Annotated in this window: 15 protein-coding genes and 2 pseudogenes; 6 read left to right on the forward strand and 11 right to left on the reverse strand. The window is 41.1% G+C overall.

The annotated features are described in order from the left end of the window. Positions 1-10: 10 nt before the first annotated feature. The 4 genes from AAC000_RS11030 to pomA form a co-directional block, all read right to left on the reverse strand. Positions 11-1,339 (reverse strand): DUF4932 domain-containing protein, encoded by a 1,329-nt coding sequence (locus AAC000_RS11030; RefSeq protein WP_339722664.1) that lies wholly within the window; start codon positions 1,337-1,339, stop codon positions 11-13. A 239-nt stretch (positions 1,340-1,578) separates the two neighbouring features. Then, positions 1,579-1,908, reverse strand: coding sequence for a hypothetical protein (locus AAC000_RS11035; protein ID WP_339722666.1), 330 nt, complete (start codon positions 1,906-1,908; stop codon positions 1,579-1,581). Positions 1,909-2,170: 262 nt separating this feature from the next. Then, positions 2,171-3,088: a flagellar motor protein MotB gene (locus AAC000_RS11040; protein WP_339722668.1), complete on the reverse strand. Its 918-nt coding sequence runs from the start codon at positions 3,086-3,088 to the stop codon at positions 2,171-2,173. Positions 3,089-3,091: 3 nt separating this feature from the next. Continuing rightward, positions 3,092-3,856, reverse strand: coding sequence for a flagellar motor protein PomA (pomA, locus tag AAC000_RS11045; protein ID WP_339722670.1), 765 nt, complete (start codon positions 3,854-3,856; stop codon positions 3,092-3,094). Positions 3,857-4,163: 307 nt separating this feature from the next. Here pomA and xseB point away from each other — a divergent pair, with 307 nt between their 5' ends. The 3 genes from xseB to dxs are packed head-to-tail and all read left to right on the forward strand — an operon-like array spanning position 4,164 to position 7,221. Continuing rightward, positions 4,164-4,406 (forward strand): exodeoxyribonuclease VII small subunit, encoded by a 243-nt coding sequence (xseB, locus tag AAC000_RS11050; protein ID WP_339722672.1) that lies wholly within the window; start codon positions 4,164-4,166, stop codon positions 4,404-4,406. A 4-nt stretch (positions 4,407-4,410) separates the two neighbouring features. Further along, positions 4,411-5,301, forward strand: coding sequence for a (2E,6E)-farnesyl diphosphate synthase (ispA, locus tag AAC000_RS11055; protein WP_339722674.1), 891 nt, complete (start codon positions 4,411-4,413; stop codon positions 5,299-5,301). A 57-nt stretch (positions 5,302-5,358) separates the two neighbouring features. Beyond that, complete coding sequence (gene dxs / locus AAC000_RS11060; RefSeq protein ID WP_339722676.1) at positions 5,359-7,221, forward strand: 1-deoxy-D-xylulose-5-phosphate synthase; 1,863 nt, start codon at positions 5,359-5,361, stop codon at positions 7,219-7,221. 400 nt (positions 7,222-7,621) lie between these two features. On the opposite strand, the gene AAC000_RS11065 is transcribed toward dxs, so the two are convergent. Further along, complete coding sequence (locus AAC000_RS11065) at positions 7,622-8,515, reverse strand: DUF2279 domain-containing protein (protein ID WP_339722678.1); 894 nt, start codon at positions 8,513-8,515, stop codon at positions 7,622-7,624. Positions 8,516-8,766: 251 nt separating this feature from the next. On the opposite strand from AAC000_RS11065, the pseudogene AAC000_RS11070 reads away from it, so the two are divergent. Then, positions 8,767-8,967, forward strand: a pseudogene (locus AAC000_RS11070) (transketolase C-terminal domain-containing protein); the annotation flags it as partial. 61 nt (positions 8,968-9,028) lie between these two features. Here AAC000_RS11070 and AAC000_RS11075 read toward each other — a convergent pair. Then, positions 9,029-10,269, reverse strand: a pseudogene (locus AAC000_RS11075) (amidohydrolase family protein). A gap of 168 nt (positions 10,270-10,437) precedes the next feature. On the opposite strand from AAC000_RS11075, the gene AAC000_RS11080 reads away from it, so the two are divergent. Then, the gene (locus AAC000_RS11080) at positions 10,438-10,542 is read left to right on the forward strand and encodes a 4Fe-4S binding protein (protein WP_339722688.1); all 105 of its coding nucleotides are present in this window, start codon (positions 10,438-10,440) and stop codon (positions 10,540-10,542) included. Between the two features lie 130 nt (positions 10,543-10,672). Here AAC000_RS11080 and AAC000_RS11085 read toward each other — a convergent pair whose 3' ends face one another. The 5 genes from AAC000_RS11085 to tmpT form a co-directional block, all read right to left on the reverse strand. Further along, positions 10,673-10,858, reverse strand: a complete 186-nt coding sequence (locus AAC000_RS11085; RefSeq protein WP_339722679.1) for a hypothetical protein — start codon at positions 10,856-10,858, stop codon at positions 10,673-10,675. Between the two features lie 3 nt (positions 10,859-10,861). Then, a complete protein-coding gene (locus AAC000_RS11090; RefSeq protein ID WP_339722680.1) occupies positions 10,862-11,083 on the reverse strand; it encodes a helix-turn-helix transcriptional regulator in 222 nt (73 codons plus the stop codon). A 1,036-nt stretch (positions 11,084-12,119) separates the two neighbouring features. Further along, a complete protein-coding gene (locus AAC000_RS11095; RefSeq protein WP_339722681.1) occupies positions 12,120-12,482 on the reverse strand; it encodes a PEP-CTERM sorting domain-containing protein in 363 nt (120 codons plus the stop codon). A gap of 441 nt (positions 12,483-12,923) precedes the next feature. Then, entirely contained in the window at positions 12,924-13,736 is an 813-nt protein-coding gene (locus tag AAC000_RS11100) for a sulfite exporter TauE/SafE family protein (protein WP_339722683.1), read from the reverse strand. Next, positions 13,733-14,377 (reverse strand): thiopurine S-methyltransferase, encoded by a 645-nt coding sequence (gene tmpT, locus AAC000_RS11105; RefSeq protein WP_339722685.1) that lies wholly within the window; start codon positions 14,375-14,377, stop codon positions 13,733-13,735. Before tmpT ends, AAC000_RS11100 begins: the two co-directional genes overlap by 4 nt. 129 nt (positions 14,378-14,506) lie before the next feature. Between tmpT and AAC000_RS11110 the strand changes: the two genes are divergently transcribed. After that, positions 14,507-14,944, forward strand: coding sequence for a helix-turn-helix domain-containing protein (locus AAC000_RS11110; protein ID WP_339722687.1), 438 nt, complete (start codon positions 14,507-14,509; stop codon positions 14,942-14,944). Positions 14,945-15,115: the final 171 nt, after the last annotated feature.

Genomic DNA, 15,115 nt, shown 5'->3' on the forward strand with positions numbered 1-15,115 from the left:
AGTCCCCAGTTCACACGCCATTATTTTTTAGCCAACTAATCATAGGCCCGTAAAGATCTATCACAGTTTGCCCCTGACGACGATTGGTATATAACCGCGTTAATTCTTGATTAAATGCCTTAAATTTAAAAAAGCCGCGTTTATTCAGCATAAAATTTTCCATATGGCTTTTAATCATTAAATACTCTTCATCTGAGTATGTTTCCATGGCATACAACAAAAATACTGACCATGTCATATATTCGTTAAATATTAGATAAGGTTTGTTGTAACCACCGCCTTTGTACCAGGGTGTTAGTAAAGGTAAAGCATCATTAATACTGTCAATGTAGTTATCTGAAACTGGATTGACGTAGGCATGATCTATTTCAGTAAACAATGTGCGACTCAATTTAATCGCCCTTGTCGAAGCTGAATCGACTTCATTTTCATAGCGATTAGGACCACTAATAAACATGATAGACTCTTTAAAACCGTTATTTTCGTACATTCGAGCACTATGTCTGCCCACCCCTAAGGGCGAAAAAAACACTTTATAACTCTGATACCTGGCAGGGAACTGCGACTCCAACCAAGTCCAAATAGTTTTAGGCTGAGTATCAGCCTGAAACTGTTTAATCAAACGTAAATAATACCCCTGCTGTTGTTGGTAAAACGTCCTAAAATCACTGGCTTTTGCAAAACTCTCGAGCAATGTTATGTTGGTTACTAATGCATCTTTTGCTCTAAAACCAACATAAATAGTAGAAGGTCGTATTTCATCATTAATAAACTCATAGGCAGGACCATTTTCAACAAGGGAATAATAATCGACATTGTTTAAAGCACTAAATAACGCATGTTCTTTGAAGGGTGCAAACCATTGCATCACCGCCTGATAATAATCACCTTCCACACGACTACCATAATTTGTTTGATGAAACTTATCTGCTACCGCCAATACAATATTAGTTAATTCGTACACTTCAGGGATCTCAGCCGTTACTTTACCTCTGTGCTGTTGAACATAATCAGAATCGTATTGAGCAGGTTTATCTTGGATCTTAAATGATATCGTTTTGACTATATTGTTTCGCGTTAAAACTATAGTTTCAGTCTCATTCCCTCGATAATTAATAGGTATAAGTTGTTGACCATACTGCAATTCAGCTTTTGGACTTGCTCCCCAATAGGTTAAATAAATGACTTGTTCATTTGGCAAAGAATCAAAATCCAACTCGCGACTAAAATATCCCTCAGTCACTAACACAAATTTATCGTCTTCTAAGGAAACGTAATGATGCTGAGCAGGAGAACTCGCACATCCCATTAAAAATAATATAAAAATAAATGACTTCATTTTGGTAATGCCCAATAAAATAACTCCAAAAGAAACGTGCTTGCAATACATACCGAAGCCATTGGAGAAAGGTGTAACACTGCCTTGATACTCAATAAGCTGCACAACCACCAATTCAACAATAATCCAGTTACAGCTTACCTAAAAGATGGAAATTTCCAAATTGGTCACTAAAAAACGAGTAATGATTATGCAAGGTCATTCAAAGTTGAAACCTATAACCCCCTTTGTTAACGACCTCAATTAGGTGTATTTCGCCACTTTTTAAGTCGCGTAACCAAAACAACAATGATCACTGGCCACAAAGAAGTATTAATAAAATCATGCAAACTGTTACCCCAACGACAGTAACCTAGTGAATTAAAATCATCATATAAATCCATAGCCTCCATCCCGGCCGCAACAATAAATACCGGAAGCAGACACTTAAAGGTTATTCTCCCTTTACTCAACACACAGACCGCAACGATAAATACACTCATACCAATGTGTATATGAATTGCATCTTTGGATAAACTTAACAATTCCACAATCTGAAGTTTTAAACCTTGAAAAGGTGATGTTTCCATAACTAATGGCCTATTCGATTGCAGGTAAAGGGTTTTAGAGACGTTTTGAACCAAGCCCAGTGCGTTAGCGTTTTCCTAACAATTACGAACTATCTTAAAAAGATCCAGCCATAATAAACTACCGAAAAAGCCGATTAACACTCGGCTCATCTAACCACTTTATGATTCAATAACGATAAGTTAGGGACAGAAAGTGCAACGGGCAAATTATCCATGTGAACAACCAGTTCTAATTCGCTGTGGTTTTAGCCATTGAGAACAATTATTCAAGCACCGATATAGGCTCTGACACCTTAGGTTTACCTTGATTAATGGAGATTTCAACACGACGATTGCGACTCCGAGCTTGTGAATCATCAGTATCAAGTAAAGGCGCCGTATCTGCCTTACCTACCACTGACATTCGGCTTTCGTCGAATCCTGGGGCCCGTCTGAGTTCTTCGGCTACAGCAACGGCTCGTTGTGAAGATAAATCCCAATTAGAACGATATAGCTCATTTGAAATTTGTTGGCTATCACTGTGCCCTGAGACTTCAATATCCCCAGGCATCTCAGCTAACAACGCACCTATTTTACGTATAATAGGTACAAACTGCGGTTGTAAGAAAGCTGACCCCGCAGAAAAAGAGCCATTTTCACGGATCCGAATAGTGATTTGCTGGCCCAAAGATTCCATTTCAATTGCACCGTCAATAATTTGTTTTTCTAACTGTTGCGCTACTTTACGCATGCGCTCAGCCACTTCTTCATTGCTGGCACTTTGACTAGTAGTTTGCTGTTCTGTAGCCGTTTGCTGAGCTGCACCGCCTCGTTGCTCACCACGTTGTTTCTGGCGCCCACCAGCTGAATCTTCATTACCGGCTTGAAATTCGAGCATCTCTTGGGTCATGTCTATGGTTTGTTGTTGAATTGTATCGATTGGAGTAGGTTCTGGGCGACCTGGGCGAAACTCCATGGCGATAACACTGGTACCTTTTGGAATGTCTTTTACTTCAATTTTATTCTGCACCCCAAATGCAAACTTCATCGAACCTGCGATTTGTTTGAATTTGAGTACGTCCATCTCAGAAAAGGATAACAATAGCACAAAGAAACACATCAACAGCGACATCAAGTCTGCAAAAGTCCCCATCCAAGCGGGTAATCCCTCTGGTGGACATTTAGGGCATTCGTTTTCCATTAGTTATTCTGCATCTTCAGCAGAGCCACGTTTGCTGGCTGCCAAGTAATTTTTCAAAATGCCTTCGATCACCCGAGGATTTTGGCCATCGGCTATTCCAATAATGCCGTCTAACACTAAACTTTGGTTGAGTTTTTCTTCGTCAGCTCGGTTACCTAATTTGACAGATATAGGTAAACACACAAGGTTTGCTAACATTGCGCCATATAGCGTAGTTAGCAGTGCAACTGCCATCGCTGGACCAATTGACTTTGGATCGTCCATGTTTGACAACATAGCGACCAAACCAACCAAAGTCCCGATCATGCCCATAGCGGGCGCAACGTCACCTAAGCCTTTAAATATAGTTTTACCAAATTCGTGGCGTTCTGTGGTCATAGCAATATCCTTACCTAAGGTTGCTCTGACCACTTCCACATCATGACCATCCACCAGCATATCTACGCCTTTTTGCATAAAGGGGTTTTCAATTTCAGCTTCTTCTAAAGCTAAAAAGCCGCCTTTACGGGCTGCATCGGCCATTTCTACAATTTTTTCTATTTGTGATTCTGGCGTATCGATTTTAAACATAAAGGCCTTGCCTGCGATTTTACCGGCACCAAAAAATTGCCCTAAGGTATATTGAGATAAAACCACAAATAAGCTGCCACAAAATACAATCAATATTGAAGGTACGTTAACGAACATCGCAATGTCACCACCTTGGATCATCGCCATCACAACAAAACCAATGGCACCAAGAATACCGATTATGGTTGCTAAATCCACATTATGCTCCCAATAGAATTAAAGGTATAAAGACTAAATAACAAAGACCAATAACTTAGTTAATTCTTTCACTAAGCTGCCCACAATAAACTAAAAAAGGTAAACAAATTTAACTGTTTTCACCTCATTTTATCGACAATCTTAAATAATTCTATAGTAACCATTTGGGTAATTAGTTCGACACTGATATTTTTGAACTTAATTATCCTAATTGTTTGTGTTTTTAAGACCTCATTGAAAAGTATTTGAAAGTCTTTTTTTGCTCAGGTAAGGTGCGTGCCACTTCAGAAATCGGTTGAAGAATAATATGACAACGCGAAAAAAACCAGAATCACTAAGCTTTGAACAATCTATGCAGGAATTAGAAGCATTAGTATCTAAGATGGAACAAGGCGATTTGCCATTAGAAGATGCATTACAAAGCTTTGAGCGTGGAATTAAGTTGGCTCGGCACAGTCAACAAAAATTAAAAGATGCAGAACAAAAAGTACAAATTCTCACCAATCAAAATGGTCAACAAAGCTTAGACGTATTTGAAGCAGATAAGTAACCATATGAATTTAAGTGCTTTTCAACAAACTTGCCGCGATAGAGTGAACGCCACTCTCAGTGACACAATCAATGCATTGCCTGAACATTCAGAAACACTTAAGCAAGCCATGGAGTACGCTTTATTAATTGGCGGCAAAAGAATGCGCCCGTTTTTAGTGTATGCCACAGGTGAAATGCTTTCAGTAGCAGAAACAGATCTCGATGGCCCTGCGGCGTCAATCGAAGCGATTCATGCCTACTCACTGATCCATGATGACTTACCTGCCATGGATGACGATGATTTGAGGCGAGGACATCCTACTTGTCACATTCAATTTGATGAAGCCACTGCCATTTTGGCTGGTGATGCCCTGCAAACCCTCGCATTTGAAATACTCTGTGATTATCCAATTACAACTGAATTAACAGTAAAACGTATTGAGCTGGTTAAAATTGTCAGTCATGCGGCAGGTTACAATGGTATGTGTGGTGGCCAAGCGATGGACTTAGCAGCGACCGACCAAGAAATCAGTCAACAACAATTAGAAGCGCTGCACAGCAAAAAAACCGGAGCTCTGCTCAGTGCTTGTGTGGAGATGGCTATTGCTTTGGCTGCAGACATCACCCCACAAAACAAACAACATTTGATGAATTTTGCTAGGACTATTGGCCTTGCCTTTCAAGTTCAGGACGATATTTTAGATGTGGTAGGCGATTCTGCAGTACTAGGAAAACCTCAAGGTTCTGACCAACAACAGAACAAAAGTACCTACCCTGCCATGCTTGGATTAGCAGAAGCACAAGCTTATCTCGATGATCTTCATCAACAAGCGCTTCAAGCTTTGCGCGCTTTGCCTTACAATACCCAGATGTTGGTGTCTTTTACCGACTTTGTTATCCACCGAACTTACTAAAATGAATAGGTAAGAAAGGCGTGATAAAATGAAATTTAATTAATTGATACCCATTTAATGACCTTAGAAATTGCACACTACCCTATCCTCGCTCAAGCTGATACACCAGAACAGTTAAGAGAATTGTCACAAGATAAGTTACAACAACTGAGTGTTGAATTACGCCAATATTTATTAACCAGCGTAAGCCAAAGCAGTGGGCATTTTGCCTCGGGTTTAGGCACAGTAGAACTAACTGTTGCTTTGCATTATGTGTACAACACCCCTTTTGACCGACTGTTGTGGGACGTGGGCCATCAAGCCTATCCACACAAAATTTTAACTGGTCGCCGCGAACAAATGCCGACCATCCGTAAAAAGGGCGGTTTACATCCCTTCCCATGGCCGCCAGAAAGTGAATATGACACTTTTGCTGTAGGACACTCTTCTACTTCTATCAGCGCAGCATTAGGCATGGCTGTTGCCGCTGAAAAAGAAGCTTTAGGCCGCAAAGTAGTGGCTGTTATTGGTGATGGTGCTATGACAGCTGGCATGGCATTTGAAGCCCTTAACCATGGCGGTGATATCAGTAAAGATTTACTCATAGTGTTAAATGACAATGAAATGTCCATATCTGAAAATGTCGGTGCACTCAACAGTCACTTAGCCAGATTATTAACAGGTAACTTCTTTAACTCTATTCGAGACGGAGGTAAAAAGTTACTGAGCAACGTGCCACCCATAAAAGAATTTGCTAGCCGAGCTGAAGAACATATTAAAGGTATGGTGGTACCGGGCACTATTTTTGAAGAACTTGGTTTTAAATATATTGGCCCGATAGACGGACATGATGTCAATGGCGTAGTGGATACGCTACGTAATATGCGCAACATCAAAGGCCCACAAATATTACATGTGGTGACCAAAAAAGGTAAGGGTTACGAATCAGCGGAACAAGACCCGATTAAGTTCCATGCGGTGCCTAAGTTCAATCCTAAAGATCAAGCATTGCCCAAATCAGCGCCTAGCGACCCTACTTTTTCTGCAGTATTTGGTGAGTGGTTATGCGATATGGCTGAACAAGATCCTAAATTGATGGCAGTTACACCAGCCATGCGTGAAGGTTCTGGTATGGTTAAGTTTTCTCAGCAGTATCCTTCCCAATATTTTGACGTTGCCATTGCCGAGCAACATGCAGTTACTTTTGCGGCAGGTTTAGCCAAAGAAGGCTTGAATGCCGTTGTAGCCATTTATTCTACTTTTTTACAACGTGCTTACGACCAGCTTATTCATGATGTGGCGATACAAAATCTACCGGTTTTATTCGCCATAGACCGAGCAGGCTTAGTGGGTGCTGATGGCCCCACTCACCAAGGCGCCTTCGATATTCCCTTTTTACGTTGTATACCCAATATGATCATTATGGCGCCAGCCGACGAAAACGAATGTCGTCAAATGTTGTACACAGGTCATAAATTACAAAAACCAGCAGCGGTCAGATACCCAAGAGGTTCTGCAACTGGAGTATCACCCGTACAAAAAATGGCGACCTTGGAGCTAGGCAAAAGCCGCACCATAAGAAACGGTGCAAAGGTCGCTATTCTTAACTTTGGAGTGTTATTGCCCTTTGCCGAAGAAGCAGCAGAAAAGATCAATGCCACTGTCATCGATATGCGTTTCGTCAAACCCTTAGATACCGAGATTATTAATCAACTCGCTGCCCATCATGAGTTATTTGTTAGCATTGAAGACGGTGCCATCATAGGCGGCGCAGGCAGTGCAGTAGCTGAATACTTAATGTCTTCTAAACATAGCAGTAAGCTATTACAACTAGGCCTACCTGATGAATTTATCATGCAAGGTACCCAACAAGAAATGTATGCAGAACTAGGGTTAGATGCAGCGGGGATATTGGGTAGAATCGAAGCGTTTTATGGGTAAAACAGTAGCTAGTGAATAGTAGATAGTAGATAGTAGATAGTAGATAGATTAAAGCTATTCACCACAGAGGTCACGGAGAACACAGAAGAAAAGCGCGCAAAAAGGTTTAGTTTATGGGCGCCAACCGCGTTGTCGTTACAAATGTCCTTTTCCTACCCGATGCAATCGCTTTAACTTAGTCACTTGTACGTCCATGTTAATCGGCAAAGCCGATTTTCTTGCTCTCTTTTAATGGGGGTACATAATGCCGCCCCCTTCATTACTGCTAAAGAAAACTTTAGTGAGCATCTCGTTCCATCCTCCATATTAACTTGCCAATGTAATATGCCATTTGGCGCACGGTATAGAAAAAGACGCTTTGATATAAACAAAAAGCTGACGAGATGAACTACAAACTTTACTATGGTTTCACAAGCTTAGAACGGCTTTTGATATTTTCGCGCATTGAAATCCCTGGCACTTGAATATATTGGGTAATAGTATCTGCGTACTGACCCACTTTTCCTAAATTTTTGCGGTAGGGCTTAAAAATAAGTTCAGACAAATTTAAACTAATACCAATAAAAGCTTCTGTGGTTTTAAAGTCTGTATATGGTCGGTCATCTTTTTTAAAACCTCGGCTATAATAACCAGCTTGAAGTTCTAAGTATTTTAACGGTGTGTTTTTGAAAATATCAATGCCACTTAGTTTTGCCACCGCCAAGTATTTCATACCGGAGTAATCTGTAATAGGATGAAATCCTTTCATGCCTTTTGATGGAGAATACTCAATTCTTAAATCTAACGTATCTCCCAAAACATCTGGATATTTAGTTTTCAAATACGACACCCCAATGCCTGTAGTATTGGCAATTAAGTCTTCATAACTGAAGCCATGATCTGCAGAGTAGCCGTCGAATATCTCAACGTATAACATTAAACCCCAGCTTAAATATGCACTATATTTGGCTGAAGAATCAACACTGTATCCTTTTTGACTCATACGATGCGTTAGAAACTCAGTCATCAAATAAGATGAGTATAAATGACCTAATTTATCTGCGCCGCCACTGCCTGCATTCATATCGAACCAGCCTTCTTCGTTAAACTTAAAGCTTGAGCTACCCCATTCCCACTCTTTGGCTCCTAAGTAAGTAATGCCTCCAAACACCCCGACAATCTCCAGCCAATTCTCGGCACTCGCTTCAGTTATATTTGCATATACAGGCAGCGCAACGGTTCTTTGGGTTTCTTCGGCTTGTAAACACTGAAAACAAAAAATAAAAATAACTAGTAAATAGATACTTTTTTTCACGAACGATAGACCTTTTTAGGGGAAGAGAAGGAATGTAATAATAACTAATATATAACCAGCAAATCGCAACGAAATGTAAACGTCGTATTTTACAGCTAAATTAAGTAACAAATAATTATTCAATCATTTGTTATAAAGGGGTAGCGTCTATACTTTTGGTATTCCCTTCGACACAAATCCCGTCGTTGATTCATTCCATTTTTAGGGTCAAAAAAACGCTCACAATTAACAAGCCAGCCACGATAATTACAACTGTGATTGATATGCGTTTTGTTAAACCCTTAAATACCGACATTATTAATCAACTCGCAGTAAAACATGATTTGTTTGTGAGCATTGAAGACGGCGCCATAATGGGCAGCGCAGTAGCGGAATATTTAACGTCTTCTAAACATAGCAGCAAGTTGTTGCAGTTAGGGCTACCCGATGAATTTATCATGCAAAGTACCCAGGGCTAAATTAACGTGACTGTCCAGTTTGAGTTGATTTTTAAGGAATACGATCCCTTTATCTTTATTGTAAAAATACGGTGCCTTCTTTCATCACAAACGCAACATTTTCTAACAAACTAATATCCGTAAGTGGGTTGCCTTTAACGGCAATAATGTCGGCCATTTTACCTTCCTCTAAGCTACCGAATATTCCTCTTGCTTAAGTAAGATAGCAGGATCAATGGTAGCGGCTTGAATGGCTTGTAGTGGTGTCATTCCAAATTCAACCATACGTGAAAATTGCTTGGCATTGTCGCCATGAGGGTAAACACCGGCGTCACTTCCAAATACCATTTTCACACCTGCTTTAACGGCTTTCCTAAAGTTTTCCCGCTGTATTTTACCTACCCTACGTTCTTTGGCTAAACTTTCTTCTAATATGCCTGCGGCCTCGCCTTCATTTAGAATATATTCCGTAACGTACACATCCATTGAAAAATAGGTGCCATTCTTCTTGGCTAAGGAAATGGCTTCGTCATTTAAAAAACTGACATGCTCTACCGAGTCTACCCCTGCCTTTATTGCAGTAACAATACCTTCAGTACCGTGGGCATGGGCCGCAACCGTTAATCCTCGCATATGAGCTTCATCGACGATGGCTTGCATTTCTTCATAGGTATATTGCTGAACGCCTACTTTTGTGCCTTTAGATAACACCCCACCTGTGGCGCAAAACTTAATGACTGTTGCGCCATATTTAATATTTTCACGTACTTTGGTTCGCACAGCCCACGGACCATCTGCCACACCACCGGCTATTGCATCATATTCAGCAGGTAATAAATTATTATCACAATGACCACCCGTAACACCCAATGAACGCCCAGCCGTAAACATGCGCGGCCCAGTAATATCACCATCGTTTATGGCATCCCGTAATGCAACATCAGCAAACCCAGGTGCGCCTAGATTTCGTACTGTGGTAAAACCTGCCATCAAGGTAAGGTTTGCCTGTTTTACTCCAGTTAACGTGGCACGGGGCAAAGATGCAGCAAGACCCGCATAACCATGTTGATGTGCGTCTGATGTTAGATGAACATGCATATCGGTTAAGCCAGGTAACAGCGTATGCCCAGTTAAATCAAGGGAATTTTGCGGTAAAGGTGTAGCAAAATTGGCAGTGATTTTAACAATTTTTCCATCTGCCACTTCTAATAAAGGGCGTTTTACTAATTTACCTGTTTTAACATTAATAAAGGCGTCTGCATAAACGAATTGAGTTTCTGCCATAGCTTGAGTGCTTGCCATAGATGCGACAAACATAATAATTAGTGCGTTACGAATGAACTGCAATACTTTCATGAAACTGACTTACTCAGATGTGATTAGTGATTTTTAATATACTGTTTTTTATAACTATCGTCACTGAAAAAGGCATGGCCATTTATCACAGTCGACACCGAGCATTAGGGCTGTTTATCACATATAAACATCTGCGTAGATTGTAGCCTTTGTGTTCCTGAATGCCCAGTTGAAGCGATATTTCAAACGTATTTACCAAGCCATATATGGCTTGGTAAATTTACTATGAGCTAGGAGCTGACATTGCCGTCATAAGGACTTAGAATTTCACAGATGTGTTATTACTAATAAAACCCATATTCAGAAACGTCCTCTATCCATCGGCCATGTACCAAAAGCCCACAGACATGGCTCGCTGGCCGACTTAGCGGTTATAGCAGATTGCAGGCGGTGCAATTAACTTTGTTACGACCCCAATTAATTTTGTTACGACCCCAATTAATTTATAATCTAGTTTGAGCAAGCCAGTTTCTTTGTTCTGTGATAGTTCACCGATAACGTTTTCCGCAAATTTTACATTTAGACTGTAAGCATCTAATTTGTCATTCATCAGTTAAACCCATTCATTATCTGCTAAAGAATTAGAGTCAGGGGTTAATAATTCTTTTGTCGTTAATTTTATTCCTATCCCTTGTAAAACTGAAAAAACTGCGGACAAAGTACAATTAGCATTGCCGTTTTCAATACGTGATAGAGTATTTATGCCGACTCCACATAGCGCTGCGCAGTCTGCCAGTTTCATATTCAATTTTGTTCGTTTTGCTTTGACAAGCATACCTAGCACTTATGCATTTTCTATATATGCAGAGCTGGGCATGTCTGAAACTTTAACTCGATTAGCCATATTAATAGCACTCTATTATTCACCACTATTAGTGAATATTTAAAGTGGTAGTGATAATAGAATATATATTCACCGCTACTGGTGAACAATCATTAAAACTAACAGGAAAATCACTTAAAGTAGTGGAGATAAATAGTGGTTGATACTAATAAAGAAGGCTCAGCAGGTTTAAAGGAGTGTAGGCGATCAAAATAGACCGTTCTTAAAATCCTAATCCAATCCATTAAAATCGCGGCTTAAAGACTCTACTGGATTAATTGACCATTACACTAGCGGTAAAAGAAATCAGAGGGGTCAAATCACTTGTCTAATTAAACTTTTTTAGACCTTGTAGAATACGAGTTGAGGAATTGATCAAAAGTATTGTGAAGCAAGCAACTTGCCCCCTTTTCCTAACGCTTACTGGCATCCATGCCAGTTTTGCCTCGAATCCCTTCGAATCAGTTACTTCTTTTATAAAGTGCATCCTTGCACTTTACCTTTCAGGCCAGCTAAAGCTGTTCCATATTTATCCTATAAATATGGTCAACAGCCAAAAGAAGTAACCAAGAAAGGTCGCTCGCTGCCAAAGTTTTTAACCGCACAAAAAGGCTTATTTTAGGGGCGCTACAAATGTATCTTTTCCTACCCGATGTGAACGCTTAAACCGAGTCAATCATACGTCCATGATAATCGGCACCCAATCTCGACTTCCCTGTCGAGCTGTTCAACTGGGCGAAGCCGTGCTACTAAAGCAACCAGTTTCCCCCATGCCATTTGCCCCTAAAATAAGTCTTTTTGTGCTGAAACTTTAAATGCGGGAAATGCAGTGGCGGAGCCACCAAAACGACTATCGGTAAAGCCGATTTTATTGCTCTCTTACAATAGGTGTCCACATAATGCCCTACAGCCTCAACGCCCGTATAACCGGCAAATAAAAAACGGGGCAGAAAGCCCCGTTTTTTATTTGTCCGAGTTAATGCGCTTGTTAGGCTTTTGTTTTTCTGCGGGAAAAACCCAACCCAGCCAAACCTAAACCAAGCAAAGCTAATGATGCTGGTTCTGGTACAGATTCAACAACTGAGCTTGTTGTTACAACAGCCCACGTAGAATTAACACTGTTATCTCTATTATTCCAAGTAAACCACGCATTATCAGGCTGACCAATCCAGCTTACTGCATTATTTGACCAAGTATTAGTAAATAAATTAAAGTCGCCTACATCAAACAAAGTGGTTAAATCAACCGTTGCTCCTTCTATATTATTGGAGCCTTCAAATGAAGTTAATTCATCAAATGTTAACAAGCTGTCCAAATTAGTATCAGTACCAATAAATGTACCCCCCCCCAAAAACCACCATTATTAGTAACTTCATAATCCACTGATATAATGGCAGCGTTTGATATTCCGGAGAACAACAAACAAACAAACATAAAACCGATTTTTTTCATTTCTTCATCCTGTAGCTAAATAGGTTATTGAGATACCGTATTTTTAAAAGCAAATTATGCGCCAGATTGTTATCTTATTGTATTTTAGTTGTTTTATTGGGTTTCGATGTGCTACTTGCAAAACAAGTGTAAATATTATTGACACATATCTGCGACCATTTGTTAAAATATTATACAGCTGGTTGTTGCTGCTCGTTTTAATGCCTCAACGCTTGCCATAACCGGCGCGGTGAAGTGGAGCGCAGCGTAGCTTTATGGCGACCGAGTTTATGGCATTGTTATGTGATCTTGCGATGAACTTTGAGCCTTTTATTATCATAATGCATGTATTTTAATTGTTCTACATGACTGATAATAACATTTTTGCGCTCAACAATAGCGAAACAACAGCGAATATTTTTTTCAATAATGACGCTGGTAAATTGTGTGACAGGCGTACGCCAATTGGAGCAGCGATTATACTCGCTACAGATATTACGATACACGCGGGAAGGTATACGTAGCCGACCGCATAAGGAATATTCAAAGTTTCCGACCACCCACCCACCATATAACCCGCCGCGCCCGAGATCGCAATCGGAAATCCAATGGCTGCTGAAGTACCAATCGCCTTTCTTATTTCTATACTCTTATAACTCAGATACAAAATCATAAGAAAGCCGCCACCCACGGCAGCCAACGCGGAAACAGCACCGATACCAAAGCCAACACCGACCAGTCTTCGTTGTGTCATTGGTTTTCTACTGGGATTGGGTTGCCAACCAATAAACATTTGAATTGCCACGAGTGCCATGAACATGGCAAAAAATAGTGCGATATACACAGCGTTAACTTTGCTGGCGATTTGGGTGGAGGCATATGCACCCATAATTATGCCCAAAGCCATGCCGCCAACCACTTTCCATTCCACCGCCCCTCTGGCGTTATGAGCACGGGTACTCGCCGCAGAGGTTATAATCATACACGTCAATGCAGTTCCCAACGCTACATGCACTTGCTGCTCAATGCCCTGATATGCGAACGTAGACGCCAGTAGTGGAACGAGGATTCCGCCACCGCCAACACCCAATAAGCCTGCCATAAAGCCAACGAATGCACCGAGAACTGCATAGAACAGAAGCCACTCCATACTTAACATAGAAACAGTAATCATGGTGCCCCCCCCCACAAAAGCCATGTGGTGATTGCCGCCTCCACCTTCCCCTTGAATCCACCGGCAATTTTCTCCTGTGCCATATGCTTCAGCAGGTAGTTTTCGCCATAGTACCGCTTCAATTCTTTTTCACGTACTGAAAAAGGCGGGCCATCATATAAACGTTGGTCGTATTCATAGCTGATCAGCAACTGTGGAGCCCCATGAGTAAGCGCTGTCAAATGAAACGCATAGCGTTGACGCATTTCCTCAGGGAGTGCCACCAAAGCAGCTCTGTCATAGACAGCATCAACCGCGCCTAGCATGTTGCTGGACACGTCGAATATGTCACCAACCCAAATATCAATATTTGTTGCGCTGTAACAAAGCAGCTTTCCAACCGGATTAATATCCGGCGTCAAATCCATTGATTGAAATAGTTCGTTTACTGCAAGTGAACTCAGCTCTGCGCCAACGATGCGATAACCCTGCGAGAGCAACCAGGCAATATCGAGCGTCTTACCGCACAAAGGCAGGAAGAGCCGCGAGCCCTTTGCCAGATCAAGTATTCCGAGATGCTCGATCAATGCTGGATTGACCTGATTTTCATGAAAGCCGATCTCACCCCGTTCCCATCTCAGGTGCCAAAAACCTGTATCCATAGCCATGTCCTCATATTATCAATAAGATAACTAGCCTAAAAACAACTTCTAAGGTTGCCTTCAGTAGTGTTCTTGAATAGGATACAAGTTAAAGTCAACTTTAAGTCAAGGGGTTTCATAGAAAACTTCATGGACATTGCAGAAGTTAGCAAGGCATCGGGAGTGCCAGCCTCGACCTTGCGGTATTACGAAGAAAAAGGGCTTATTCAGTCTTATGGCCGTAGTGGATTGCGACGGCTATTCCATAGCGATGTGTTACGGAGTCTTGCGCTGATTTCTTTGGGTCGCAGTGCCGGTTTCTCACTTGACGAGATTGCGGAAATGTTTACACCCAAAGGGCCTCAAATTAACAGGGAAGTGCTCCTAGAAAAAGCCAACGAGCTGGATCGAAAAATAAAAGAACTCACTTCCATGCGTAATGGTCTTCGTCACGCGGCAGTCTGTAGCGCACCCAGTCATTTCGAGTGCCCAAAGTTCCTTCGCCTACTGAAAATTTCGGGGAAAAGTCGTCACAGGCCATTAAATAAACTAACGAAAAAACCTGCTGGTAAAAAGCAGAAAACCTGAAACAGGCAGACTATGGATCTTTTGGTGGCACATAACGCCTCGCTAAGAGGCAAAAAATAGTTGGTTAAAATGTACGAGGAACGAGTGCTAGCCAACTGTTTAGCGTCCGTTTGAGTAACTTGTATGGATAATACACCTACCCATTAACCCCTTTTAAAACAGTTTACGGTA

Origin of the sequence: uncultured Paraglaciecola sp. (assembly GCF_963977085.1) — a bacterium.
Taxonomy (GTDB): domain Bacteria; phylum Pseudomonadota; class Gammaproteobacteria; order Enterobacterales; family Alteromonadaceae; genus Paraglaciecola.

Bases quoted from the DNA above. Each gene is read 5' to 3' on its own strand.
- ispA (WP_339722674.1), top strand. From the start codon at position 4,411: ATGAATTTAAGTGCTTTTCAACAAACTTGCCGCGATAGAGTGAACGCC.
- AAC000_RS11030 (WP_339722664.1), bottom strand. From the start codon at position 1,339: ATGAAGTCATTTATTTTTATATTATTTTTAATGGGATGTGCGAGTTCT.
- xseB (WP_339722672.1), top strand. From the start codon at position 4,164: ATGACAACGCGAAAAAAACCAGAATCACTAAGCTTTGAACAATCTATG.
- AAC000_RS11110 (WP_339722687.1), top strand. From the start codon at position 14,507: ATGGACATTGCAGAAGTTAGCAAGGCATCGGGAGTGCCAGCCTCGACC.
- AAC000_RS11090 (WP_339722680.1), bottom strand. From the start codon at position 11,083: ATGCTTGTCAAAGCAAAACGAACAAAATTGAATATGAAACTGGCAGAC.
- tmpT (WP_339722685.1), bottom strand. From the start codon at position 14,377: ATGGATACAGGTTTTTGGCACCTGAGATGGGAACGGGGTGAGATCGGC.
- AAC000_RS11035 (WP_339722666.1), bottom strand. From the start codon at position 1,908: ATGGAAACATCACCTTTTCAAGGTTTAAAACTTCAGATTGTGGAATTG.
- dxs (WP_339722676.1), top strand. From the start codon at position 5,359: ATGACCTTAGAAATTGCACACTACCCTATCCTCGCTCAAGCTGATACA.
- AAC000_RS11100 (WP_339722683.1), bottom strand. From the start codon at position 13,736: ATGATTACTGTTTCTATGTTAAGTATGGAGTGGCTTCTGTTCTATGCA.
- AAC000_RS11085 (WP_339722679.1), bottom strand. From the start codon at position 10,858: ATGAATGACAAATTAGATGCTTACAGTCTAAATGTAAAATTTGCGGAA.
- AAC000_RS11040 (WP_339722668.1), bottom strand. From the start codon at position 3,088: ATGGAAAACGAATGCCCTAAATGTCCACCAGAGGGATTACCCGCTTGG.